Raw genomic sequence first — 22,634 nt, 5'->3', positions numbered from 1 at the left:
CGATGAAACCTTGCGCGGGCGGGAACGTTCATCGGAGAGGCGCGCGGCCCGCAGCCGCGCCGCCCAAGGGAGGCCTTCCGATGTCCCCTCTTGCCCAGCATGGACCGAGCTTTCTCGACCGGCGCGAGGCCGGCCGCGCGCTCGTCGAACCCCTCGCCTCGCTCAAGCTCGAAAATCCCCTTGTCCTCGCGCTGCCGCGTGGCGGCGTGCCGGTGGCGCGGGAAGTGGCGACGGCGCTCGGCGCCGAGCTCGACCTGCTGCTGGTGCGCAAGATCGGCGCGCCGGGCCATGCCGAGTATGGCCTCGGTGCCGTGGCTGAGTGCAGCGAGCATCCCCAGATGGTGGTGAGCGAGGAGGTGCTGAGTCTCGTCCACCCGCCGGAGGGCTATCTCGAGGCCGAACAGGCGCGCCAGATCGAGGAGATCGAGCGACGCCGGCTGCTGTGGCGCGGCGGCCGGGAGCCAATCCCCCTTGCGGGGCGCGACTGCATCATCGTCGATGATGGCGTCGCGACCGGCAACACGGCGCGCGTCGCCATCCGGGCCGCGCGCCAGCGGGGCGCGCGTCAGGTCATCCTCGCCGTTCCCGTCGCCCCGGCGGATGTCGTCGAGAGCCTGTCGCAGGAGGCCGACCAGTTCATCTGCCTCCGGACACCCGAGCCCTTCATCGCCGTCAGCCTCCACTACCAGCATTTCGGCCAGCTCGGCGACGAGCAGGTGCTGGAGATGCTCGGCTGAATCGCGGAAACCGCTGGAACCAACCGGCAGAATCGACGTTTGCGTCAGGTTGCGCACAATCGCGCGCACTTGGGGGTAAAGCATGGATCGTCTGGAAGCGTCCCTGTCTGAAGAGGGACGGTTGCGGCTGTTGCTCGATGCCATCACCGACTACGCCATCTACATGCTGGCGCCCGATGGACGGATCACCAGCTGGAACGCCGGCGCCCAGCGCCTCAAGGGCTATACCGAGGCCGAGGCGTTGGGGCGGAGCTTTGCCGACTTCTACACGCCCGAGGATCGCGCCGCCGGCCTGCCGGAACGGGCGCTCGCGGCGGCCGCGGCAACCGGGCGCTATGAGAGCGAGGGCTGGCGCGTCCGCAAGGACGGCACGCAGTTCTGGGCCAATGCGGTCGTCGATGCGGTCCTCGCGTCGGACGGACAGCTTGTCGGCTTCGCCAAGGTCACGCGCGACCTGACCGAGCGGCGGGCGGCCCAGCAGGCGCTCGGCGACAGCGAGGAGCAGTTCCGCCGGCTCGTCAACGGCGTCACCGACTATGCCCTCTACATGCTGTCGCCCGAGGGCCTCGTCACCAACTGGAACCCGGGCGCCGAACGCATCAAGGGCTACACCCACGACGAGATCGTCGGCCATTCGTTCTCGCAGTTCTACACCCCCGAGGACCGCGCAGCCGGCGCGCCGCAGCAGGCGCTCGAAATCGCCCGCCGCGAGGGGCGGTTCGAGAAAGAGGCCTGGCGCGTCCGCAAGGACGGCACGAGATTCCTCGCCCATGTCGTTATCGACGCCATCCGTGACGAGAGGGGCGAGTTGCTCGGCTTCGCCAAGATCACGCGCGACGTCACCGAGCGGGCCAAGGCTCAGGACCAGCTCGAGCGCACCCGCGAGCAGCTGTTCCAGGCCCAGAAGCTCGAGGCCATCGGCCAGCTGACCGGCGGCATAGCGCATGATTTCAACAACCTGCTGACCGCGATCCTCGGCAGCCTCGAGCTGGCCAAGAAACGGCTCCCGCCCGACCGGCAGCTCGAAAAGCTCATCGGCAACGCCGTCGATGGCGCCAAGCGCGGCGCCGCGCTGACCTCGCGGCTGCTCTCCTACGCGCGGCGACAGGACCTCAACATGGGCCCGACCGAGGTCGACAAGCTCGCCATCAACCTCACCGAACTGCTGCAGCGTACGCTCGGCTCGCAAGTCAGCATCCGCAGCGAGTTCCCGCCGGGGCTGCCGCCGGTGCTCACCGATCCGTTGCAGCTCGAGACGGCCATCGTCAATCTCGCCGTCAACGCGCGCGACGCCATGCCCAATGGCGGCACGCTCATCATGTCGGCCAGGGAGGAGACGCTCAGCGGGCGCGAGGACGACGTGCTGCCACCCGGCCGCTACGTGCGGCTGCTCGTCGTCGACAGCGGCGAGGGCATGGACGCCGAGACGCTGGCCAAGGCGACCGAGCCCTTCTTCACCACCAAAGGGGTGGGCAAGGGGACCGGCCTCGGCCTCTCCATGGTGCACGGCCTCGCCGAGCAATCGGGAGGCCGGCTGACGCTGGAGAGCAAGTGCGGAGAAGGCACGACCGCAAGCATCTGGCTGCCGGTGGCGGAAGACGCCGCCGTCGTGCCGGCTCCGGCTGCGGAGCCCACCTACGACGAAGCGGCTGAGCGGCCGCTCGTCGTGCTCGCCGTGGACGATGACGCGCTCGTGCTCATGAACACCCAGGCAATGCTGGAGGACATGGGGCACCGGGTCATCGACGCCGTTTCCGGGCGCGAGGCCATCGAGAAGCTCGAACAGGAAGCGGTGGACCTGGTCATCACCGACCAGTCCATGCCGCAAATGAGCGGATCGGAGCTCGCCAAGGTCATTGCCGAACGCTGGCCGGATGTGCCGATCGTGCTCGCCACGGGCTATGCCGACCTGCCGCCGGGGGCCGCCAACCACCTGCCGCGGCTACCCAAGCCGTTTTCCCAGGCCGACCTCGCGCGCATCCTTGCCCGCAGCGTCCGGGCCACCACCACGGCGCACTGAAAAGCAAATGCCGTCCCCGCGGTGAAACGGGAACGGCATCTACATTCACGCACTACTACTCGGTCAGGAACGTCTTGTAGACCCAGCCGACGCGTCCTTCGTCGTCGGTGATCTTGAACCAGCCCTTGTTGTCTTCGCTCACGGTGACCTTCTCGCCGCCAGCGAGGGCAAAGAGCTTCTCGGTCGATTTGCCAGGACCGGACCGTACGTTGACGCCATCGCCGGCCACCGTCAGGGTGGCCCCCGGAGCGAGCACGACAACCGGCTCGGGTACGGCTTCGGCCTTGGGCTCGGGAGCCTTGGCGACCTTTCTGGCCTTGGTTGGCTTATTTTCGGGCTCTGCCACGACTTCAGGCTGCTTTTCGGGAGCGGCAGCCTCGACGTCGGCCAGCTTCTTTTCCGCCGCGGCTCGCACGTCGGGAGTGGCCGTCCGAGGATCTTCGACGAAGGCAGCAACCTCGAGCGGCCGGGGCCGGTTGAGCGGCACCACGGCATCGCCGACAGCAGCAACTGCAGTAGCCGCGTCGGCAGCCGTCTCGCCGTCGGTGGCCTCAGTGGGAGTCGGCACCGGTGTCGCCGCGACCTGAACGTCAGGTGCAACCCGCGGCGGCCCGGCCCCGTCGCCCTCCTCGACCTCCGCAACATCCCTCGCAGCAGCGGCGCGCGCACCGGCGAGCCAGCCTGCGTCGTCTGCCCTGATGACTGCAAATGTCGCGCCGATCAGCGCGTCGGTCTTGTGCGCCTTGGCGACTGCCGGATCGGCCACCGCCTTGTTGACGGCCACCACGGTATCCGGCGTCAGGCGCGGCTCGGCCGGCTTCGGCGCTGCGGGCGCCGGCTGGACAGCCGCCGCCGTGCTCGGCGTGGGACCGGCGAAGCATCGGTCCAATCCGCCGCACTGCAGGCCCAGCAGTACTGCAATGATCCCGACCAGACCGCTGACGGCCATGGCCGGTATAGCAATACCGCCAAAGTGACTCAGTGAGATGTTCAAGCGTGGAGGGCCGCCCATCACGCGCCTCCTTATGGATGCCCCGTTCATGGCGGAGGACTATGATTAGGAAGCTTGTGGAAAGTCTGACCTGAATCGGACTCAAATGGGGCAAGGACTTGACGGACTCGGCAATGCCACGATCTGCGCCGCCCTTCGCGTCCCTTGGGCCATCGCCTTGCACGGGCAGCGCGAATCCTTGCCGGGCCCCTTACTGAGTGCCAATCCGCAGCACCACACTGCCACGCTTGCGCCCCGTATCGACATAACGATGGGCCTCGACGACCTCGTCGAGCGTTAACGTCTTGTCGATCACCGGACGCATCGCACCGGCCTCGGCAAGCGCCAGTTCGAAGCTCACATCCTCCGGCTTGGGCGTGAAGCTGATGGGGATGACGCGCTTGCCGCTGCGCCTGCTTTGCCCTTTGGCGCTGAGCATGCCCTTGAGGTCGACGATGACGAGGAGAAGCGCGCCGCCCGGCTTCAATGCGCCCTCCACGCGCGCGAAGGGGGCGTTGCCGACGCATTCGAAGATGACGTCGTACTGCTTGCCGCTGCGGGCGAAATCGTCCTTGTTGTAGTCGACCACATGATCGGCGCCGAGCGAGCGGACGAGTTCGGCGTTGCCGGCACTGCACACCGCCGTCACCACCGCGCCGAAGTGCTTTGCCGCCTGCACGGCGGCGATGCCGACCGCGCCGGAGGCACCGTTGACCAGTACCTCGTCGCCCGGCTTGATCGGGCATTGCCGGATGCACTCCGCCACCGTGTGCCCGCCGAAGACCAGCGCCACGGCATGTTCAAAGCTCATGCCCGCAGGCTTGAGCACCATCGCATCGGTCTGCTTGAGGCACACATATTCGGCGTGCCCGCCAAAGGCGCTGCCGGTGAGCCCGACGACCTCGTCGCCCGGCTTGAACCGCGTCACCCCGTCGCCCACGGCCTCGACGGTGCCGGCGAAATCCATGCCGAGAATCTTCCGGCGCGGCGCGAAGATACCGACGACGGCCATGGCGAGGATGCCCATGCCCCTCGGCAGGTCGCGCGCCCGGAGGCGATGGTCGCCCACCGAGACGGTCGACGCGGCAACGCGCACCAGCACCTCGCCCGCCCTCGGCTCGGGCTTGGGCACATCCTCGACGGCAACCACCTCAGGCCCGCCGAAGCGGTGATTCACAGCTGCTCTCATCCCCAAGCTCCCATTGCTCATCAGAGAGGTTGGGATAGCCCGGGACTATTGCAAGTCATCGACAATCCTGTAGCGACGGTCGCTACGGTGACTCATACGCGCGAGGCCCGCGAACGGACTCGGACGTCCGCTCAGTTCGAACACGAGATAGCGCACCGGCCCCGTCCCGACGTTGCGGATGCCGTGCTGCGCCCCCGCCGGATGATAGAGAAGCGCCGGAGCCGCTACCTTGCGGTCCAGTGTCTCGACTGTCCCTTCGAGGAGCAGGATCGCGACATCGTAGCGGTCGGCATGCGGGTCATAGCCTCCGCCCGGTTCCAGAACGCTCACGTGAGCCGCAAGGCGCCTCAGCCAGCGCGTCCGCACGCGCCAGAGCGTTCCGCCGATGCCTGTCGGCTGCGTCCGGATTGCCTCGCCGGCCCGGACGAAGGCGCGGGGCGCTGCTCGCCTGTCGCGCGGGCGACCGTAGTTGACCCACTTGAGCATCGTGTAGCGCAGCGGTTCATCGCCGACATTTGTGATCGTGTGCCAGGTCCCGGCCGGGTAGTAGGCGAAGTCTCCCGGTTCCATCACGGCCGTCTCGGCGTTGACGGTTCCCGCGGCATTGTCGGCAGCCTGAACCCTCGCAGTCCCGGAGACGACGACGAGCACTTCCTCCTCGATGTGCTGATGCAGCCGATGCGGGCTCGCGCCGGGGGCGAGGATGGAGCTGTGGCTCCCGACCTCGGTGATCGAGGGCGTCCGTCCCCTGAGGTGGGGATAGGCCGCATGGTCCTTGGCCATCTGCTCGGGCACGCCCGGCAGCAGGTGGATGCCGTTGCCAACCCTCCGGGATCGCCGCGGTGCGCGAACGACGCGGTTGACGCCCGCCGGGGACTTGCCGCTCACGACCACCACCGGCGGCCGCTTGAAGCGGCGGAAGGCGATGGGCCAGTCGAAGGTGCGCGGAATCCTCACCGGCCGGTCGGCCCGGGCATACTGCACCAGCAGCGCCGTGCGCACATTGGTGGTGAGGTTGTGCGAGCCGTGCCAGACGCGCCCGTCGAACACCAGCGCCTCGCCGTCGGCGACTTCGGGCTGGACGATCTCGGCCGCTCCGTCGTGCCGACGCGCCGCTTCGAGCGTCGTCTCGTCCGTGCTCTCCCCGCGGCCCAGTCCGGTTCGATGGTTCAGTTCCTGAATGGTCACGCCATAGCGGTGCGAACCCGGCACGAACTTGAGGCCGGACGACCGGTCGGTATTCTCAAGGCCGATCCACACCGTCGCAAAGCCCCCTGCGGGATCCATCGACTCAACGTCGGTGTGGAAGGGGTGGATGGCGCTCTCGGCCTTGACGATCAGCGAGGCACCCCAGACGACGATGTCGTCGCCGAGTACGGGGCGCACGAGGTCGAGGATGCGCGGGTCGGTCGCTACACGGTGGAAAGCCGGGCTGGCGGCGACCCAGCCCTTACCCCAGGTCTTCGCCCGTCCGCCCTCGGCGCGAAAGCCCGACAGCAGCCGCGCGCACTCTTCCTCGTCGAATACTGCAATCGGGCCGGCAAAGCCGTGCTGCTCCAGCGCTTCTCTAGTCATTTCGTCCCCCAAGACTGGGTCGCGACAAATGCATGTGAGCGGGGGCGCGTGCAAGGGCCTGTCAGGCTTCGTCAGGGTTCATCCACCGGCGCACATCGGCTAAGGTCCCGGCCCGACCATCCGGAATCGCCTCCCATGCATCTCGTTCTCGTCGACGGCTCTGGCTTCATTTTCAGGGCGTTCCACGCCCTGCCGCAGCTGACGCGCAAAACCGACCGGTTGCCGGTGGGGAGCGTGATCGGGTTCTGCAACATGATCTGGAAGCTGGGGGAGGACCTGAAGGGCGAGGATGCGCCGACGCATATGGCGGTGATCTTCGACTATTCGAGCAAGACGTTCCGCGACGAGATCTATGCCGAATACAAGCAGCACCGGCCGCCGGCGCCGGAGGAGCTTGTCCCGCAGTTTCCATTGACGCGTGCTGCGACAAGGGCTTACGGCCTGCCTTCGATCGAGATGGAGGGCTACGAGGCCGACGACATCATCGCCACCTACACCGCGCAGGCGAGGGCGCGGGGCGGCCGGGTGACGATCGTCTCGTCGGACAAGGACCTGATGCAGCTGGTGGAACCCGATGGTTCGGTGCGGCTGCTCGATACGATTGCGCGACCGGGCCAGCCTGCACTTCGCTGGATTGGGTCGGATGAAGTGCAGGAAAAGTTCGGCGTCGGGCCCGACAAGGTCATCGAAGTTCAGGCCCTGTGTGGCGACGCCGTGGATAACGTGCCGGGCGTGCCGGGGATCGGGGTGAAGACGGCGGCCGAGCTGATCAACACCTGGGGCGATGTCGAGACGCTCCTCGCCAACACCGCCTCGATCAAGCAGCCCAAGCGCCGGCAGGCGCTCGAGGAGAATGCCGAGCTGGCGCGCATCTCGAAAAAGCTGGTGACGCTCTCGACCGAGGCGCCGGTCGAGCTGCCGCTCGACGATCTCGTGCGCCAGCCGATCGAGCCGGGCAAGCTCTTCCCGTTCCTCAACGCCATGGAGTTCGTCTCGGTGGCAAAGCGCCTCGGGACGCTCCTCGACGCCGATCCGGCGGCCTGGCCGGCTGACCCGGAGCTGGCGGCCAAGCCCCCGGAGCCGGTAGGCTTCGACAACTCCGCCCGGGCCGAGGCCCGCGCCGCGCGGCAGGAGGCCAAGGGCCGCGCCGATTCCGCCCCGGTGGTGCATGCGAGGCTCGAGCATGAGCGGATCAAGGCGATCCCGCTCGACCACACCAAATACGAGATCATCCGCAACGCCGACGCGCTGACGCGCTGGATCGAGCAGATCTATGCCGCGGGCATCGTCGCCACCGACACCGAGACCACCGGGCTCGACAACCAGACGGCCGACCTTGTCGGCATCAGCTTCTCGACCGCGCCGGGAAATGGCGCCTACCTGCCGCTCGGCCACACCGAGGGGGCGCATGACCTCCTCGGCGGCGGGGCGGCCGAAGGGCAGATGGATATCCGCCAGGCGCTCGAGATGATCAAGCCGGTCCTCGCCGACCGCTCGATCCTCAAGATCTTCCACAACGTGAAGTACGACCTCGGCATCCTCGCCCGTTACGGCGTCGAGGTCCGCTCGTTCGACGACAACCTGCTCCTGAGCTATTCGCTCGACGGCCCGCAGTTCAACACGATGGGCGAGCTCAGCGATCACTGGCTCGGCCACAAGGGCATCGCCATCAAGGACCTGCTCGGCACCGGCAAGGCGCAGAAGACCTTCGCCGAAGTGCCGATCGCCGACGCCGCCCGCTACGCCGCCGAGGACAGCGACCTCACGATGCGGCTCTGGCACGTCTTGAAGCCGCGCCTCGTCGCCGAGAACATGACGACGCTCTACGAGACCATCGAGCGGCCCCTTGCTCCCGTGCTTGCCCGCATGGAAGGCCGCGGCATCACCGTCGACCGGCAGATCCTCTCGCGCCTCTCAGGCGATTTCGCCCAGCGCGCCGCGGCGCTCGAGGCCGAGTGCTACGAGCTTGCGGGGTCGACCTTCAACCTCGGCAGCCCCAAGCAGCTGGGCGAAATCCTCTTCGGCCGCATGGGCCTGCCCGGCGGCACCAAGACCAAGACCGGTCAGTGGTCGACCGGCGCGGACGTCCTCGAGGACCTCGCGACGCAGGGCGTGCCGCTGGCGCGCAAGATCGTCGACTGGCGCCAGCTGACCAAGCTCATGGGCACCTATACCGATGCCCTGCCCCAGTACATCAACCCGCGCACGGGCCGCGTCCACACCACCTATTCGCAGCACTCGGTGCTGACCGGGCGGCTGAGCTCGAACGATCCGAACCTGCAGAACATCCCGGTCCGCACCGAGGATGGGCGCAAGATCCGCACCGCCTTCGTCGCCTCGCCGGGCAAGATCCTGATCAGTGCCGACTATTCGCAGATCGAGCTGCGCGTCCTCGCCCATATCGCCGATATCCAGGCGCTGAAGGATGCGTTCGAGGAGGGCCTCGACATTCACGCCATGACGGCGTCCGAAATGTTCGGCGTGCCGGTCGAGGGCATGCCGAGCGAAATCCGCCGCCGCGCCAAGGCGATCAATTTCGGCATCATCTACGGCATCTCGGCCTTCGGGCTCGCCAACCAGCTCGGCATCGAGCGCAGCGAAGCCGGCGAGTACATCAAGACCTATTTCGCCCGCTTCCCCGGCATCCAGGACTACATGGCCGAGCAGCGCCGCAAGGTGAAGGCCGACGGCTATGTCGAGACCATCTTCGGGCGCAAGGTGAACTTCCCCAACGCCAACTCGTCCCACCCGGCCGAGCGCAGCTTCGTCGAACGCGCCTCGATCAACGCCCCCATCCAGGGCAGCGCCGCCGACATCATCCGCCGCGCCATGATCCGCATGGAGCCGGCGCTGCAGGCCGCCGGCGCGGACGCGCAGATGCTATTGCAGGTCCACGACGAACTGATCTTCGAGGTGGACGAGGGCAAGGAAGACGAGGTGATGCCGGTGATCGTGAAGACGATGGAAACGGCGTCAGAGCCGGCCGTGAGGCTGACGGTGCCGATCAAGGTGGATGCGCACGCGGCGAAGGATTGGGACGGGGCGCATTAGGGGATTTTGGCTAGTAGCCGAGGGCCTTTAGCAGGGCAATGATCGCTATCGTCGCAAGACACACAAATTCGAGCCAGTTCATCTGGTCACTCCAAAGCTGGGGTACAGCGAAGTGATCTCACGACGTCGGGACGATCGCACCACCCAACGCTCACCCCCTTTTACTCCCACGGAGGATTGTACGGCTGCGAAAAGGTGGCGTTCAGGTGGTGAGGATCGCCGCAGCCTTTGCTAGTCCGAGGCTCGGAGCGACAGATGCTAGCGTCAAAGAACGAACTCGCCGAGTACATCCACGCGCTGGAGCGCAAGCTCTCAGTCTTGGCCGAGCTCCTGTTCGAGGCTGGTCGAATAGAGAAGCCCACCCGACCGGCGTTGGCGAAGCTTGCGAGTGTCTCGTATGACACGTTGAAGACGGCATGGTCCGCGGGTGCGCTAACCCCAGAATTGCAGCGGAGACTTGGAAGCGTTGGCGGTTTCGACCCCAGCGATGAGCATTGGTGCGACAGAGAAATTCCAGCTGCAAAGCGGTCGATGCCACCGGGGAAGTACGAAGGCAGGGATACCGAGGCAGCGTTCCGCTCCTTGGTTAGGCGGGCTCTGGACCTCGGCGCAGACTATCACTCTAGAATTCACGGGGACCGGCCGCTTTATGCTGACGCTAACCTCGCCACATTCTCACTTGATGACTCCGGTCAGCTGACGGCTGCCGGAGAGCCCACGCTTGTATTTCTCAACCTTGTACTTGAGCCGGGCTATTTGCCCAATGAGCTCATCTTTGGTTTCAGCCGAGTGCGTATCCGACTGACCTTCCCCGATCTGTCAGGTACCAAAATTGAGAAGCGACTCGGATCTGGTGGTCCTGCACCAATGGGCAGCGCTGCCGTCATCCGGGCGGTTGGACGCGAGTTTGACGCCCATTGGATGGTCTCGTCCAATGGTGACTACCTCCAAGGAGAGCTAAGGACCACTGATGCTCCCCTGTGCTCTCTCGAAGGAGTGCAGATAGGCGAGTCATTTGTCGCGGAGATTGCTGTCCGGCCGTCCGACGGATCCCTCTTTGTTCCAGCGAGTCACCCGGAAATAGGCGTCGCGAAGCAGCGGATCATTCAGACCATCGCCACGATGGGGCTCTCTGACTCCGACAGTCAGGGATGGGTTACTCTGGGAAAGCAGCGCTTAACTGTACAGAAGGCAGATAGACGTTGAGCAAGGGACAATGGCAAGCCGACGCAATTGAGCGCGTCCTGTCGGCACCGACAAATGACTTCATCCAACTCGTTAGGATCGCTCGCCTCGATCCCGCGGCCAGTTTTCGCTATCGCGATTTGTCCGGCATTGATTTTTCTGGTCTCGATCTGACTGGGTACGATTTTGAGGGCGCCAACGTCTCGGGTGCTATTTTTCACAACTGCAGATTGTCCAAAACCAATCTCTCTTCATCCAACATCACAAAGCAACAACTGAGGCAGTCAAGCGATTGGTTTCCCGCCCATTCGAATACCAAACCAACAACCTTGCATGGCATTCAAGAAATAAGTCGACTAGACAACAATAACATCTCGTCGCTTTTGTCGAGCGTACGGGATGAAGCCAGCTTTGACCGAGCTCTTCGTCGTTTGTCTGACATTGCCGCTGATGGACGGCTACTGGGTGAACTCGTAATTGAGCGACTACTCTCCTCGGCTCCCAGCTTTGAGCTAGCGCTGAAGATGATGCGACAGCCGGAGTTGGCGCTAGAGGTCGTGACTGACGTTACACTGTCAAAGGTAATCCGAATGGCACGATCCTTTGACGACGCACTTAGCACGTTTGAGGCATTTGAACACCTCATTGAGGTCCCCGTACTAAGTGCACGCTCGTTGTTACGATCATCGCACGACCACTACAAGCGGCGATATGTATTGTTTCGAATGATCGAAGATGAAATACCGATTAAGTCCAAGGACCTGTTGTCTGTATACAAGACATCTCCAATCTCGGAGTTTAGCAGTCTTTCGTCTATCCTTCTTGAGAAATATAGCATTCGACCATCACTTTCGGTCGTTAATTACCTAATTGGCCGCTGCCGCACCGCCAACGAGGTTAAGTCCGTAATAGCCGCTGCGCGAAATGCCGACATTTCTATCGACGCAAGATACTATGCTAGAGCCGTGAACTGCTCGAGAGATTTTGACGAGGCGAATGGCATAATCTCCGATATGAAGAAGGATGGACTTCTCCCTACCGCCGCAGTGTTCGATGCCCTTCTCAGGCACGTCGTCACACGTGAATTGGCGGTGAGCATCGTGTCGCACATGAGGGACCTAGGCATCCACCCAACCGAGCATACATACGCGTCATTGTTGGAGGCGGAGCCGCACTACGCTGGCGCACGAGCGCTCTTCGATGAGGCTAGCGTGACGGGTATTACGGCCACGTCTGTTATCTACCGTCCGTTGATCGCCAAGTCTCCGGACGACCCTACGCTTTGGTCGCTCGTAGACATGATGCAGTCGTCAGATGTGACGTTCTCGTCCGCGATCTGCAAATCGATTATTCGGAAGTGCGCGACTTACTCAATTGAGAAAATGCTCGTCAGGTTGATGCAGGTCAAGCGTACTATTTCGGATGACAAACTAGCGGCATTTGCCGACCACGTATTGAGGGAGAGGTCTAGAATCGGGGCCTAGCAACCCATCCTTTACCGGCAGCGTTCCCCCTGCTCCACCAACCAAGGAGCATCCCCATGTCGAACCTTTCGGGCATTCGCGAGCATATGGAAGTGATCGGGGCCGATGGCGTCTATGTCGGCACGGTCGATCGGGTCGAGGGTGGGCGGATCAAGCTCGTGAAGGAGGAGGCGCCGGGTGGCAGTCATGAGGGGCACCACCATTATGTGCCGGGCGTGCTCGTCGCCGGCGTCGAGGGCGACAAGGTGAGGCTTTCGGCCGATGCCGCCAATGCCGAACTGTTCGAGGAAGAAGAGGACGGGCAGACGCGGCACTGAAGCGGGCGCCCCTCCCCGGGACCTCGGCGATCTACCGGACCACCCCCTCCCTCGGTCCCCCCCCTCAAGGGGAGGGAGGCGATAGCAGCGACGACGCGGCTCGGTCGCACCCTCCCCCTCGCGGGGAGGGTAGCGCAGCTGCTGAGCGGAGCGAGCAAGCGGAGCTTGGGTGGGGGGAGAGGGACGCTCATGCCCGAAGGCAGGGCCACTGCGCGCTGCACACCCCACCCCAGCCCTCCCCGTCAAGGGGAGGGGGAGATCGGGCCTGGCTCGACCGCGATGGCGTGCAGGCCCTTCGCAATCCCCGTCCGCCCCACCCGCGCTATCCTCTCCCGCCCCAGCAGCGGAGGAGAGAGCCGTGCCGAACCACCCCCGCATCGCCCGCCTGCGGGCAGCCGCGCTCGCGACCATCGCGCAGCGGCTCGATGACCTCAGGCACCGCGACGGGACCGGCCCGCTCATCGGCTTCGAGCGGGCACGCGTCGGCGAGGCGCTGGCCGGAGCCAGCCGCGCGCTGTCGCGCGAACGCGGGGCCCTCGTTCCACGGGACTGGCCCGGCGAAGCCGCGGTGCCGCTGGCCGAGGCGCGGGCGCTGCTGCGGAGTGCCGCTGCGGCGCTCGCCCCGCGTCCGGCCGCCCCCGGGCACGGGCGCAACCGCGCGCTCGCCGAGATCCCCGCCCATTACGCGCCGCGCCGGACTTATCCCCCCGATCCCGAGCCATGAGATGATCGCCCCGATTTCCCGTTGGGCGCAGTCGTGCACGGACGGCTGGCGGGAGATCGCGGGAGCCGCCGGAGCCGTCCGGCGGCGGGTTCGTGGCGCCGACACCCGGCCGCCCATCCAGGCTCCGCTGCAGCAATGCAGGCGAGAGGCGCGATGGGGGCAAGCTTCTTGGTCGCCACCGATCCAACTCCATCCCGCAAGGACCGGCGCGGCGACGGCCGTTTTTTGCGGACTACCCGCGTGGCCGAAACCCGCGCCGGTCCCGCCCAAGGTTCAGAACCCCGCGGCCGAAGGGCCGGCGGGTGCGCTATGCATGGAGAAACAGGGCTCTTGAGGGGAGGGGGGGGGTCCATCGGTGGTCCTCCGCACCACCCCCTCCCTCGATCCCTCCCCTCAAGGGGGGAGGCGGGGTGGTGGGTGCGGTGCGGGTGGCGAGACGGGTCCCCGGGTCGAGCCCGGGGATGACGGTGGATGGGGGCTCCCCTCCCCCTTGAGGGGAGGGGTGGGGGGTGGGGGTCTATCGGTGGTCCACCGCACCACCCCCTCCCTCGGTCCCTCCCCTCAAGGGGGAGGCGGGGCGGAGTCGAACGCCCTCAGACGTCCGCGTCCGGGGGTGGGCCTTCGGGGAACGGGCCGGGGCGTGGGGGTTGGCGGGGGATGTCGCCGGGGTTGTCGGGGTCCGGCAGCGGGTCGATGTCGTCGTCGTCGGGCAGCGTGCCGGGGCCGAAGGGGGGCACGGCCGGATCGGGCAGCGTGCCGGGGCGCGGGTCGGGATCGAAGGGAGGGATGTCGGTTGTCATCGTGGGTCTCCTGCTCCACTCCGACAATCCGCGGGCGTGGCCGGGGGTTCCCTACTCCCTGACGCCACCGAGGAGCGTCGCGGCGCCCTCGCCGCTGCGGTAGTCCTCGCGGACGGGGGCGAAGACGTCCATGACCACGCAATCGGTGATGGCGCGGCCCGAGTGGCGGGCATTGGGCGGGATCACCAGCACGGTGCCGGCGGTGCAGCGGTGGGGCACGCCGTCGAGCACGAGCTCGAACTCGCCCTCGAGCATGTGCACCACCTGCTCGTGCTCGTGATTGTGCTCGGGCAGCGGTGCGCCGGCGTCGATGCGCCAGAGGAGGAAGGTCATCCGGTCGGAATGGATGAGGCGGCCGTGAAAGCCGGGGATGATCTCGCGCTCGGGCTGGTCGGCCCAGGCAATCGCTGCTGCCATCGCTCTTCTCCCTAGACGGCGGCCACCCGGGCCTCGTAGGCGCGCAGCATGGGCTCGAGATGATCCTCGAACAAGAGGCCCGGCCGCTCGGCCACGGCCATGGGGAAGGCCGCCTCGGCGGCGAGGGAGAGCGAGAGGAAGCTGATCAGGCCCTCGGCGGCGCGGGGCGCGGCGAAGCGGTACCGGCCCTTCTCGAGCCGCTCGAGCAGCGCCTTCTTCGACGCCACCATGCGCTCGGTGATGCCGTCCGAATTGCTCATCGAGCCGGTGACCTTGACGTAGTCGTGCTGCGGCGTGCCCAGGTGGTGCACCTCGCGGGCGGTGCGCCACAGCTGCATCAGGAACTCGAGGTCGGTCATGTTGGTGAGAGCAAGATCGTAGCGGGCATCGCAGCGGCGGCGGTCCCAGACGATCATCGAGTCCATCGAGAGCGAGACGAACTTGTAGGCGGCGGGATCGAGCAGGCGGTCGGGGCCATCGCCGACGTAGCGCAGGTGCCGGTAGCTGTCGGTCATCACGTCCAGCGCGCTCGAGACGATCGGCGCGTAGCCCATTGCCTCGATGGCGAGGGCGAGCTTGTCGGGCTTCATGCGGTCGTCAGCATCGAGGATCGCGGCATAGGGCGTCGTGATGCGATCGAGGGCGAGGTTGCGGGCGCGCGAGGCGCCGGCGGCGACGCGGCCGGTGGAGAGGAAGTGGAAGCGGTCGCTAACGAGGCCGGCACGACCGAGCAGTTCCTCGTAGTCAGTGCCGTCGTCGGCGATGACCCAGACTTCCCAGTCGGACCAGGTCTGGGCGACCACGCTCCTGACGGCTTCGGCGATGAAACGCTCTGCCTTGTAGGCGGGAATGACCACCGCCACCGTATGTTGAGCCAAGGCCCTGCCTCCTACCCGCCGGCGGCCTTGATCCGCCCCCGGGCCCGACCCATATCACGGGCATGGAACGGTGCCACTGAAACTCGGGCCGCTCCACAAACCGTTGCTTTGAACAAGGACGATCGGATGTCGCGCGTCTCCATGTTTTCGGCACCCTTCCTTCTCGGGTTCGATGCTTTCGAAGAGCGCATTGACCGGTTGAGCAAGGCGGCCGACGGCTATCCGCCCTACAATATCGAGCGCATGCTCGATGGCGAGGGCGCGGAGACCTTCCGGATTTCCATCGCCGTCGCGGGCTTCTGCGAAGCAGACCTCGACGTGCTGGTGGAGGACAACCAGTTGCTCGTGCGCGGGCGGCAAAAGGACGACACCGCACGAGAGTACCTGCACCGCGGAATCGCGGCGCGGCAGTTTCAAAGGAACTTCCTTCTCGCCGACGGTATGGTGGTCAAAGACGCAATCCTACGGAACGGCATGCTGATGATTTCAGTTGTTCGTCCTAAGGCCGAAAAGATCGCCCGCCGTATCGAGATCCGTTCTGCCTAGAAAGGGGAACAAGAATGCAAGCGAATAGAGAACTGCCCTTCGACAATCCCCTCCGGAACCTGACCGAGGCCCAGTTCATGGCGCTCGGCGGCAATGCGGTGGTTTACGTGAAGCACGTCAAGGGAGCGGACATGGGTCCGATCCTGCCCGGTACCGATTTCGACGAGAATACCGACTTCCACATCGTGGTCTCGGCCGACGGGTCGCCCTTGATGGTCGGTGATACCGAGGAAGCCGTTGAAGAGTGGCTTTCGGACAAGTCCTTCGGCATCGTGACGCTGCACTGAGCCTACGGAACGAGGGCGGCGGCGACACTCGCCGCGAGCCCTGTGGCCGGCGCGGGAGCGCATAGCGCGACCGACCGCGGCGGCATCCCTACATCGATGTCGAGGCAGACCCGCCCGGCCTCGGCCGAGCGGAAGGGGCTTCAGGCTGCCTGGGTCTGGGCCAGCGGCTGGGTCAGGATGTCACGCAGCTCGGCCGGATCGGACGTGCGGCGCAGGCGCGCCACGACCGAGTCGGTGCGCAGCAGGCGGGCGACGCGGGCCAGGGCCTTCAGGTGATCGGCCCCCGCCCCGAGGGGGGCGAGCAGCATCATGACGAGATCGACCGGCTGGTCGTCGACCGACTCGAAGTCGATCGGGTGCTCCAGCCGGGCGAAAACGGCGGTCACGCCGGTGAGGCCGGCGAACTTGCCGTGCGGAATGGCGATGCCGTTGCCGAGCCCGGTCGAGCCCAGCTGCTCGCGTTCGTTCACCGCGTCGAAGATGGTAGCGGCTTCCTGGCCGGTGATGCTGGATGCGCAGGTGGCAAGCTTCTGGAGAACCTCAAGCTTGTTTGGAGTACCCGAGCAAACAATCACAGCCTCCTCGGAGAGGATGTCAGCCAATTCCATCAATATTTTCCCATCGTGGAAGCGGAGAGGACGCGCTCTCTTGAGCCCTAGTTCGGCCTGAGGGCTGGATCAATCCAGCCAATATTGCCGTCGGCGCGGCGGTAGACCACATTTAGGCCACCATGTCCAGCATGCCGGAATACGACCACTTCCGCCTGTGTAAGATCAAGCTGCATCACTGCTTCTCCCACAGACATCTGCCTCAGGCTCGACGTGGCCTCCGCGATCACGGGCGGGGAGTAGTCCTCGGCCAGCTCGTCGTCGGCGGGAGCGGCCAGCACATATGACGGCGCTTCCTCGGCGCCGTTGCCATTGGTGTGCTTGCGGTGCGCCTTGAGCTTGCGGTTGTAGCGGCGCAGGCGCTTCTCGATCGTTTCGGCCATCAGCTGGTAGGCCGAGATCGCATCCCCGCCATAGGCGCTTGCCTGCAACATGGCGCCCGAGTCGAGGTGGACGACACACTGGGCGGTGTAGCCCGGGCCTTCGGGCTCGAGAGTCATGTGGCCGTCATAGTTTCCGTCGAAGTACTTGCGGACGACCGTGTCGAAATGGCCCTGCGCCTTCATCCGAAGCGCTTCGCCGACATCCATGTTCTTTCCCGAAACGCGCAGAGTCATGGAGTCCTCTTCTTTCTATGGATGTAGCCGCTCGGGGCGGCCCCACCATAGGAGGTGGGCTCCCCGGCAAGAGGAGTCTAGACCGCCCCTCGTCAGGGGGCAATGCGCGGAATGGTGTTGGGGTTGCGCGAGACGTCGCAGCCAAAGGCGGAACGCTCCATCCACGCGCAGTCCTGCGCGTGAGACCAGCCCGGCGACGGGAGGCAGGCTCAGGGCCGGAGGTGACGGCGCTACCTGACCGCGGCCAGGGCTGCCCGCTTCTGGCGGCGACGGATGACCGAGGAGGGGATGTTCATCCCTTCGCGGTACTTGGCCACCGTGCGGCGGGCGACCTCTATGCCGCGCTCCTTCTGCAGCATCTCGGCGATGGTATCGTCCGAGAGGATGTCAGCAGGCTGCTCGGCCTCGATGATCTGCCTGATACGGTGGCGCACGGCCTCGGCCGAATGGTCGCCCTCGCCCGTCGAGGAGCCAAGGGCCGTGGTGAAGAAGTACTTCATCTCGAACAGCCCGCGCGGGGTCGAGACGTACTTGTTCGAGGTGACGCGACTCACGGTCGACTCGTGCATTTCGATGGCGTCGGCAACGGTCTTCAGCGTCATCGGCCTCAGATGCGTGATGCCGTGAACGAGGAAGCCGTCCTGCTGCTTCACGATCTCGGCCGCGACCTTGAGGATGGTGTGGGCGCGCTGGTCGAGGCTCTTGGCCAGCCAGTTGGCGGTGGCAAGGCAATCGGTGAGGAAGCTCTTTTCGGCCGCGTCGCGGGTCTTCCTGGTCACCGAAGCATAGTAGGTGCGGTTGACGAGCACGCGCGGCAGCGTGTCCGAGTTGAGCTCGATCTGCCATTCCCCGCCCGGCCCCGGCCGGACGAAGACATCGGGCACCACGGACTCGACCGGCCCCGCCTCGAAGGCGCGGCCCGGCTTGGGATCGAGCTCGCGCAACTCCGACAGCATGTCGAGCAGATCCTCGCGATCGACCCCGACGGCGCGCATCAGCGCCCCCATGTCGTGACCGGCGATGAGTTCGAGATTGTCGAGCAGCCGCTGCATCAGCGGATCGAACCGATCCTTCTCGCGCAGCTGGATGGCGAGGCACTCGCGCACGTCGCGGGCAAAGACGCCCACCGGGTCGAGGCCCTGGAGCTTGACCAGCACGGCCTCGATGGTCGCGTGCGACGCACCGAGCTGCTCGGCCACGGTCTCGAGTTCGACGGCGAGGTAGCCGGCCTCGTTGAGGCTGTCGATGAGGAACTGGGCGATCAGCCGCTCGGCCGGATCGGCGATGACCAGCCCGGCCTGGGCGGCGAGATAATCGGAAAGGCTGGGGCGCGCCGCGACGAACTGGTCGAGGTCGGGCACCTCGCCGTCGCCGCCCCCGCTGCGCTCATTCCAGACGGGGCTGTCCGAGGCGCGGTCCGAACCGGACTGCTCGGGAAAGACGTTCTCGACCTCGGTGTCGTAGCCGCTGGCGATGGAATCGGCCGACTGGATGCGCTCGGAGAAATCGACGGTGTCCTCGGACGCGCTCATCTCGACCGGCCGCTCGGGCAACTCGGCGGCGTCCGCTTCGGCCGACTCGGCGCCGTCTTCCCGCTCGAGCAGCGGATTGCGCAGCAGCTCGGCGTCGACAAAGGCGTTCAGTTCGAGGTGACTCAGCTGCAGCAGCCTGATCGACTGCATCAATTGCGGCGTGAGCGTCAGGCTCTGGCTCTGACGAACCTCAAGCCGTGGCGACAATGCCATTCCCGCAGAACTCCCCAAGGCACAAACAACAGGCTTCCCAGGGGCGGACAATGCAACATGGCGACGCCAAGGGCAAGAAGCGTGCCAAGAATGGCAGCCACGCAGTTCTGCGTAGCCGCCAGCGGGGCCTGAAGCCTACCAGAGGTTGCGGCCGTCAATCTCCTCGACCTTCAACGCACGAAAGAGCGCGTAGTCATCGAGGAGCTTCGCGTTGACGGCGAACTTCCTCCTTTCAGGGATCTCGGTGTCTTCGAGCGAATAGTCGGGGCTGGTGCCGTAGGTCGTGCAGCCGCAGCGCGCGCAGAAGTGGTGCTCGTGGAGCGGCGTGGTCGGCGAATAGACGGCGCCATGCGTCTCGGAGACGATGCGGGGACTCCCCACATCATAGTAGGCCCATAGCCCGCCCGACTTGGTGCAGTAGGTGCAGGTGCACTGCGTGGCATGGGTCGGCGCGTCGGGCAGTTCGATCCTGGTGCCGCCGCAGTGGCAGGTGGCGGTGATAGTCATGGCAAAGCTCCGTGTTCGATGGACCGAAGCTTCGCCCAACCCTGCTGACAGTCCCTGTCAGCAGCTAGCACCAGCCGTGCTTGCCACCGTCCCAGCGATGGGCGAGGCCCTCGCCGACCAGTAGCGCGCCGACCGACGCACCGTCGCGGACGACCAGTCGGAGCTTCCTGCCATAGCGGTCCTCGTCGCGATCCGCGGCGGCCAGCGTGAAGGCGCCGGCGCTCAGGAGTTCGGCGAGGCGGAGTTTCGCACGCTCGCCCAGGGCCTTCTCCGCCACGCATTGCGGCTGGGAGATTTCGGGCGTGTCGATATCGGCGATCCGGTATTTGATCCCCTCGAGCCAGAAGGTATCGCCGTCGACGACGCAGGTGCCGCGGACCGGACCGGCGCAGACGGGAAAGTGCACGGCGACGGCAGGTGACGACGCGGGCGCCCTGCCCGCATCCGGCAGCAGGGCCGACAGGCGGACCGGCACGGCGCCGAGCAGGACGGCAACCACGGATGCGCTGGCGACGAAGCCCAGCACCATCAGCCAGAAGGTGAACCAGCGCTGCCGTGCCCGCTGTCGCGTCGCCGCGCGTGCCAGGGACGGCAACTGCCCGGGAGCGGCGTGCTTCAGCCGCCGGAAATTGACGATGTCTGCCAAAGCCGCCTCCCCGAATCGCGAGGCGTCAGCGCAGCACGCCTCCCACCCGCGGGCGGCAAGGAAACCCCGTAAGGATGAATGCGGAGTTCACTCCGACAAGACGAAGGGCCGGCGGTTTCCCGCCGGCCCTTCCATCGCTTCCGCAGATCGCCTTACGACGTCGGCATCTGCGGGGCAGCCGGCAGCTGCTGCTTGAGGAACACCGGCACGACCATCTTCATGATCTCGACATTGGCGGGGTTGAAGAACACGCCGATGTGGCTGGTGCCGGGCAGGACCATGAGCTGGGTCTTGGGCAGGCCGTTCATATCGCCGTTGACCAGGCCGCCGGCATCCTTGTGATGGCGAGCGATGTAGTCGGCGCCCACGATGTCGGCGTCGCCGAAGATATAGAGCGAGGGGACCTCGATCTCCCTGAACTCGGCCGACCAGTCGAAGGTGTTCACGTCGAGCTGCTTCAGCTTTTCGACCAGAACCGGGAATTTCTCGGGATGGGGCGAGAGGCGCTTGTACTCGGCGTCGAACGGGGTGTTGGCGAACATCTCGGGCGTGATGGTCTCGATCATCTTCATGAAGTCGGGACCCATCACCTCCTCGTTGTAGATGTAGCCGGCCGAGGCGGCGACGATGCGGGACACCTTGTCGGGGTGGTCGATGGCCAGGCGGATGGCGAGCGCGCCGCCCATCGAGTAGCCGAACAGCGCCGCCTTCTCGATGCCGAGCTGGTCGAGCAGGGCGGCGACGTCCGCGGCCATGCCCTCGTAGGTGATGGGCGTATCGCGGTCGGAAGTGCGGCCATGGCCCTGCAGCTCGACGGCAATGACCTTGTGATCCTGGCTCAGCGTCGGGATCAGCGCGCCCCAGTTGTTGTCGATGGTCATGTAGGCGCCGTGCAGCAGCACCAGCGGCTCACCATCGCCATGCACCTCGTAGTACATGTCGAGGCCGTTGATCTTCGCGGTTTCCGCCTGGGCGGCGGAGGCAAAGCCGAACCCAAGGGCCAGGGCGGCGGTCAAGAGGATGGTCTTCATAACAATTCTCCAGGAACTGGCGCTCCCATGGCGCCGTCTATCCTGACGACGAGCGGATCGACGCCGGATCGACAGGCCCGGAGGAAAAAGTTGCGAGGCGCGGCAATCGTTCCGGGCGGTGGAGCATGGTAGGCTCGCCCGCATGTTCGAGGATTTCGTTGCCGCACAGGACCGGGTGCTCCCCGACGTCCTTGCCGAACTCCGGGCGGGACGGAAGGCGAGCCACTGGATGTGGTTCATCTTCCCCCAGCTCACCGCGCTCGGCCGCAGCGATACGGCGCGGCGCTTCGGCATCTCCGGTCTAGCGGAGGCGAAAGCCTATCTGGCGCACCCGGTGCTCGGGCCGCGGCTCATCGGGTGCACGGGGATCGTCAACGGCGTTGCGGGAAGGACGGCGCACGAGATCTTCGGCGTGCCCGACGACCTCAAGTTCCGCTCGTCGATGACACTGTTCGGCCGGGCGGCGGACGATCCGGCGCCGTTCCGGCTGGCGCTCGCAAAATACTATGGCGGCGAGGAGGACCCGCTGACGGTCGAGTTGCTCGAGAGAGCGGATGGGTCCCCCGGTCAAGCCCGGGGATGACGGGGACGAGGGCCTAGGCTTCCGCCTCGAGCGCGGCGATCAGCTCGGTCTCGCTCTGATAGTTGCCGAGTTCGGCCAGCGCCGTCTCCAGCATGGCGACGCGCCGCTTGATGTTGCGGTGCTGCTCGGTCTTCAGCGCGACCTGGGCATCGAGACGCTCGGCGAAGAGGTTGCGGTCCTCGTCGGTGCGGCGGATGCGGGCGCGCAGGGTCTGCAGCGCGCCGATCTCGTTGTCGGTGCGGTTCAGCGTGACGCGCGCATCGGCGAGGCCGGTCACCACGGCCGCGGCCATCTGGGCGATGAAATCGACGCTCTCGAGCTTGAGGCCGGTGGCCACCGCCGTTTCCACGGCAGCATCGAACATGTCGGCGAGGATGGTCGCGACCTCGCGCCGATAGCCCTTCACGGCTTCGTCATCGACGATGCCGGTCTCGTCGAACAGGCGGCGTGAGTCGGGGTCGGAGAGAAGGCCGAAGGCGCGCACGACGAGAATGAACAGCTCGGGGTCGCCGCCGCGATCCGGATGAGCTACCTGCACTTTTCGGCGATAGGCGAGCTTGACTTCGGCGGCGCGAGCGCTCCGGCCAACCCCCAGCACGTCATATGGATCGAACGCGTTCATTACCCGGCTCATAGCAGGTCGGCGGCGGGGCTAGAAGCCGAAGGGTAGCGGCGCGGAGGAAATCTGCCTATACC

At 65.9% G+C, this 22,634-nt stretch carries 23 protein-coding genes and 1 pseudogene; 11 read left to right on the top strand and 13 right to left on the bottom strand.

Annotated elements, in window-relative coordinates; translation table 11 throughout:
- Positions 1–80: 80 nt before the first annotated feature.
- Positions 81–737 carry a phosphoribosyltransferase gene (locus PRN20_RS04355; RefSeq protein ID WP_273955830.1) on the top strand — a complete coding sequence of 219 codons (657 nt, stop codon included), beginning with the start codon at positions 81–83 and terminating at the stop codon, positions 735–737.
- A gap of 82 nt (positions 738–819) precedes the next feature.
- The gene (locus tag PRN20_RS04350) at positions 820–2,757 is read left to right on the top strand and encodes a hybrid sensor histidine kinase/response regulator (protein WP_273955829.1); all 1,938 of its coding nucleotides are present in this window, start codon (positions 820–822) and stop codon (positions 2,755–2,757) included.
- Positions 2,758–2,812: 55 nt separating this feature from the next.
- On the opposite strand, the gene PRN20_RS04345 is transcribed toward PRN20_RS04350, so the two are convergent.
- From PRN20_RS04345 to PRN20_RS04335, 3 genes are all read right to left on the bottom strand, one after another.
- A complete protein-coding gene (locus tag PRN20_RS04345; protein WP_273955828.1) occupies positions 2,813–3,706 on the bottom strand; it encodes an SH3 domain-containing protein in 894 nt (297 codons plus the stop codon).
- Positions 3,707–3,959: 253 nt separating this feature from the next.
- On the bottom strand, positions 3,960–4,937 hold the full coding sequence (locus PRN20_RS04340) for an NAD(P)-dependent alcohol dehydrogenase (protein WP_273955827.1): 978 nt from the start codon (positions 4,935–4,937) through the stop codon (positions 3,960–3,962).
- A gap of 45 nt (positions 4,938–4,982) precedes the next feature.
- Positions 4,983–6,512 (bottom strand): cupin domain-containing protein, encoded by a 1,530-nt coding sequence (locus PRN20_RS04335; RefSeq protein ID WP_273955826.1) that lies wholly within the window; start codon positions 6,510–6,512, stop codon positions 4,983–4,985.
- A 135-nt stretch (positions 6,513–6,647) separates the two neighbouring features.
- Between PRN20_RS04335 and polA the strand changes: the two genes are divergently transcribed.
- From polA to PRN20_RS04310, 6 genes and pseudogenes are all read left to right on the top strand, one after another.
- Entirely contained in the window at positions 6,648–9,563 is a 2,916-nt protein-coding gene (gene polA / locus PRN20_RS04330) for a DNA polymerase I (protein WP_273955825.1), read from the top strand.
- A 255-nt stretch (positions 9,564–9,818) separates the two neighbouring features.
- On the top strand, positions 9,819–10,769 hold the full coding sequence (locus PRN20_RS04325) for a hypothetical protein (RefSeq protein ID WP_273955824.1): 951 nt from the start codon (positions 9,819–9,821) through the stop codon (positions 10,767–10,769).
- Positions 10,766–11,005: pseudogene (locus tag PRN20_RS22840) on the top strand (pentapeptide repeat-containing protein); the annotation flags it as partial. The gene PRN20_RS04325 and the pseudogene PRN20_RS22840, both read left to right, overlap by 4 nt.
- Positions 11,006–11,179: 174 nt before the next feature.
- Positions 11,180–12,232: a hypothetical protein gene (locus PRN20_RS04320; RefSeq protein ID WP_273955823.1), complete on the top strand. Its 1,053-nt coding sequence runs from the start codon at positions 11,180–11,182 to the stop codon at positions 12,230–12,232.
- A 56-nt stretch (positions 12,233–12,288) separates the two neighbouring features.
- Positions 12,289–12,549, top strand: coding sequence for a DUF2171 domain-containing protein (locus tag PRN20_RS04315; protein ID WP_273955822.1), 261 nt, complete (start codon positions 12,289–12,291; stop codon positions 12,547–12,549).
- A 358-nt stretch (positions 12,550–12,907) separates the two neighbouring features.
- Positions 12,908–13,273, top strand: coding sequence for a hypothetical protein (locus tag PRN20_RS04310; protein ID WP_273955821.1), 366 nt, complete (start codon positions 12,908–12,910; stop codon positions 13,271–13,273).
- A 593-nt stretch (positions 13,274–13,866) separates the two neighbouring features.
- On the opposite strand, the gene PRN20_RS04305 is transcribed toward PRN20_RS04310, so the two are convergent.
- The 3 genes from PRN20_RS04305 to PRN20_RS04295 are packed head-to-tail and all read right to left on the bottom strand — an operon-like array spanning position 13,867 to position 15,368.
- Positions 13,867–14,073 carry a hypothetical protein gene (locus tag PRN20_RS04305; RefSeq protein WP_273955820.1) on the bottom strand — a complete coding sequence of 69 codons (207 nt, stop codon included), beginning with the start codon at positions 14,071–14,073 and terminating at the stop codon, positions 13,867–13,869.
- A 51-nt stretch (positions 14,074–14,124) separates the two neighbouring features.
- Positions 14,125–14,490, bottom strand: coding sequence for a cupin domain-containing protein (locus PRN20_RS04300; protein ID WP_273955819.1), 366 nt, complete (start codon positions 14,488–14,490; stop codon positions 14,125–14,127).
- Positions 14,491–14,501: 11 nt separating this feature from the next.
- Complete coding sequence (locus PRN20_RS04295; RefSeq protein ID WP_273955818.1) at positions 14,502–15,368, bottom strand: glycosyltransferase family 2 protein; 867 nt, start codon at positions 15,366–15,368, stop codon at positions 14,502–14,504.
- A gap of 126 nt (positions 15,369–15,494) precedes the next feature.
- Between PRN20_RS04295 and PRN20_RS04290 the strand changes: the two genes are divergently transcribed.
- Positions 15,495–15,914 (top strand): Hsp20 family protein, encoded by a 420-nt coding sequence (locus PRN20_RS04290; protein WP_273955817.1) that lies wholly within the window; start codon positions 15,495–15,497, stop codon positions 15,912–15,914.
- Positions 15,915–15,928: 14 nt separating this feature from the next.
- Entirely contained in the window at positions 15,929–16,201 is a 273-nt protein-coding gene (locus tag PRN20_RS04285) for a DUF1150 family protein (protein ID WP_273955816.1), read from the top strand.
- Positions 16,202–16,341: 140 nt separating this feature from the next.
- Here the strand turns inward: PRN20_RS04285 and PRN20_RS04280 are convergent, their stop codons facing one another.
- The 6 genes from PRN20_RS04280 to PRN20_RS04255 all read right to left on the bottom strand — a co-directional run bounded on the left by PRN20_RS04280 (position 16,342) and on the right by PRN20_RS04255 (position 21,355).
- Positions 16,342–16,809 carry a PTS sugar transporter subunit IIA gene (locus PRN20_RS04280; protein ID WP_273955815.1) on the bottom strand — a complete coding sequence of 156 codons (468 nt, stop codon included), beginning with the start codon at positions 16,807–16,809 and terminating at the stop codon, positions 16,342–16,344.
- Between the two features lie 47 nt (positions 16,810–16,856).
- Complete coding sequence (locus tag PRN20_RS04275; protein ID WP_273955814.1) at positions 16,857–17,426, bottom strand: ribosome hibernation promotion factor; 570 nt, start codon at positions 17,424–17,426, stop codon at positions 16,857–16,859.
- 230 nt (positions 17,427–17,656) lie between these two features.
- Complete coding sequence (gene rpoN / locus PRN20_RS04270) at positions 17,657–19,171, bottom strand: RNA polymerase factor sigma-54 (RefSeq protein WP_273955813.1); 1,515 nt, start codon at positions 19,169–19,171, stop codon at positions 17,657–17,659.
- A gap of 135 nt (positions 19,172–19,306) precedes the next feature.
- A complete protein-coding gene (locus PRN20_RS04265) occupies positions 19,307–19,678 on the bottom strand; it encodes a GFA family protein (protein WP_273955812.1) in 372 nt (123 codons plus the stop codon).
- Positions 19,679–19,742: 64 nt separating this feature from the next.
- On the bottom strand, positions 19,743–20,324 hold the full coding sequence (locus PRN20_RS04260; RefSeq protein ID WP_337956218.1) for a thermonuclease family protein: 582 nt from the start codon (positions 20,322–20,324) through the stop codon (positions 19,743–19,745).
- 152 nt (positions 20,325–20,476) lie between these two features.
- Positions 20,477–21,355, bottom strand: coding sequence for an alpha/beta fold hydrolase (locus PRN20_RS04255; RefSeq protein ID WP_273955811.1), 879 nt, complete (start codon positions 21,353–21,355; stop codon positions 20,477–20,479).
- A gap of 142 nt (positions 21,356–21,497) precedes the next feature.
- Between PRN20_RS04255 and PRN20_RS04250 the strand changes: the two genes are divergently transcribed.
- Positions 21,498–21,938: a DUF1810 domain-containing protein gene (locus tag PRN20_RS04250; protein ID WP_273955810.1), complete on the top strand. Its 441-nt coding sequence runs from the start codon at positions 21,498–21,500 to the stop codon at positions 21,936–21,938.
- Between the two features lie 13 nt (positions 21,939–21,951).
- On the opposite strand, the gene PRN20_RS04245 is transcribed toward PRN20_RS04250, so the two are convergent.
- Positions 21,952–22,560: a DnaJ domain-containing protein gene (locus PRN20_RS04245; RefSeq protein ID WP_273955809.1), complete on the bottom strand. Its 609-nt coding sequence runs from the start codon at positions 22,558–22,560 to the stop codon at positions 21,952–21,954.
- Positions 22,561–22,634: the final 74 nt, after the last annotated feature.

Source organism: Devosia sp. ZB163 (assembly GCF_028613635.1).
Taxonomy (GTDB): Bacteria; Pseudomonadota; Alphaproteobacteria; order Rhizobiales; family Devosiaceae; genus Devosia_A.
This window is presented reverse-complemented; position numbering and strand designations above follow the sequence as displayed.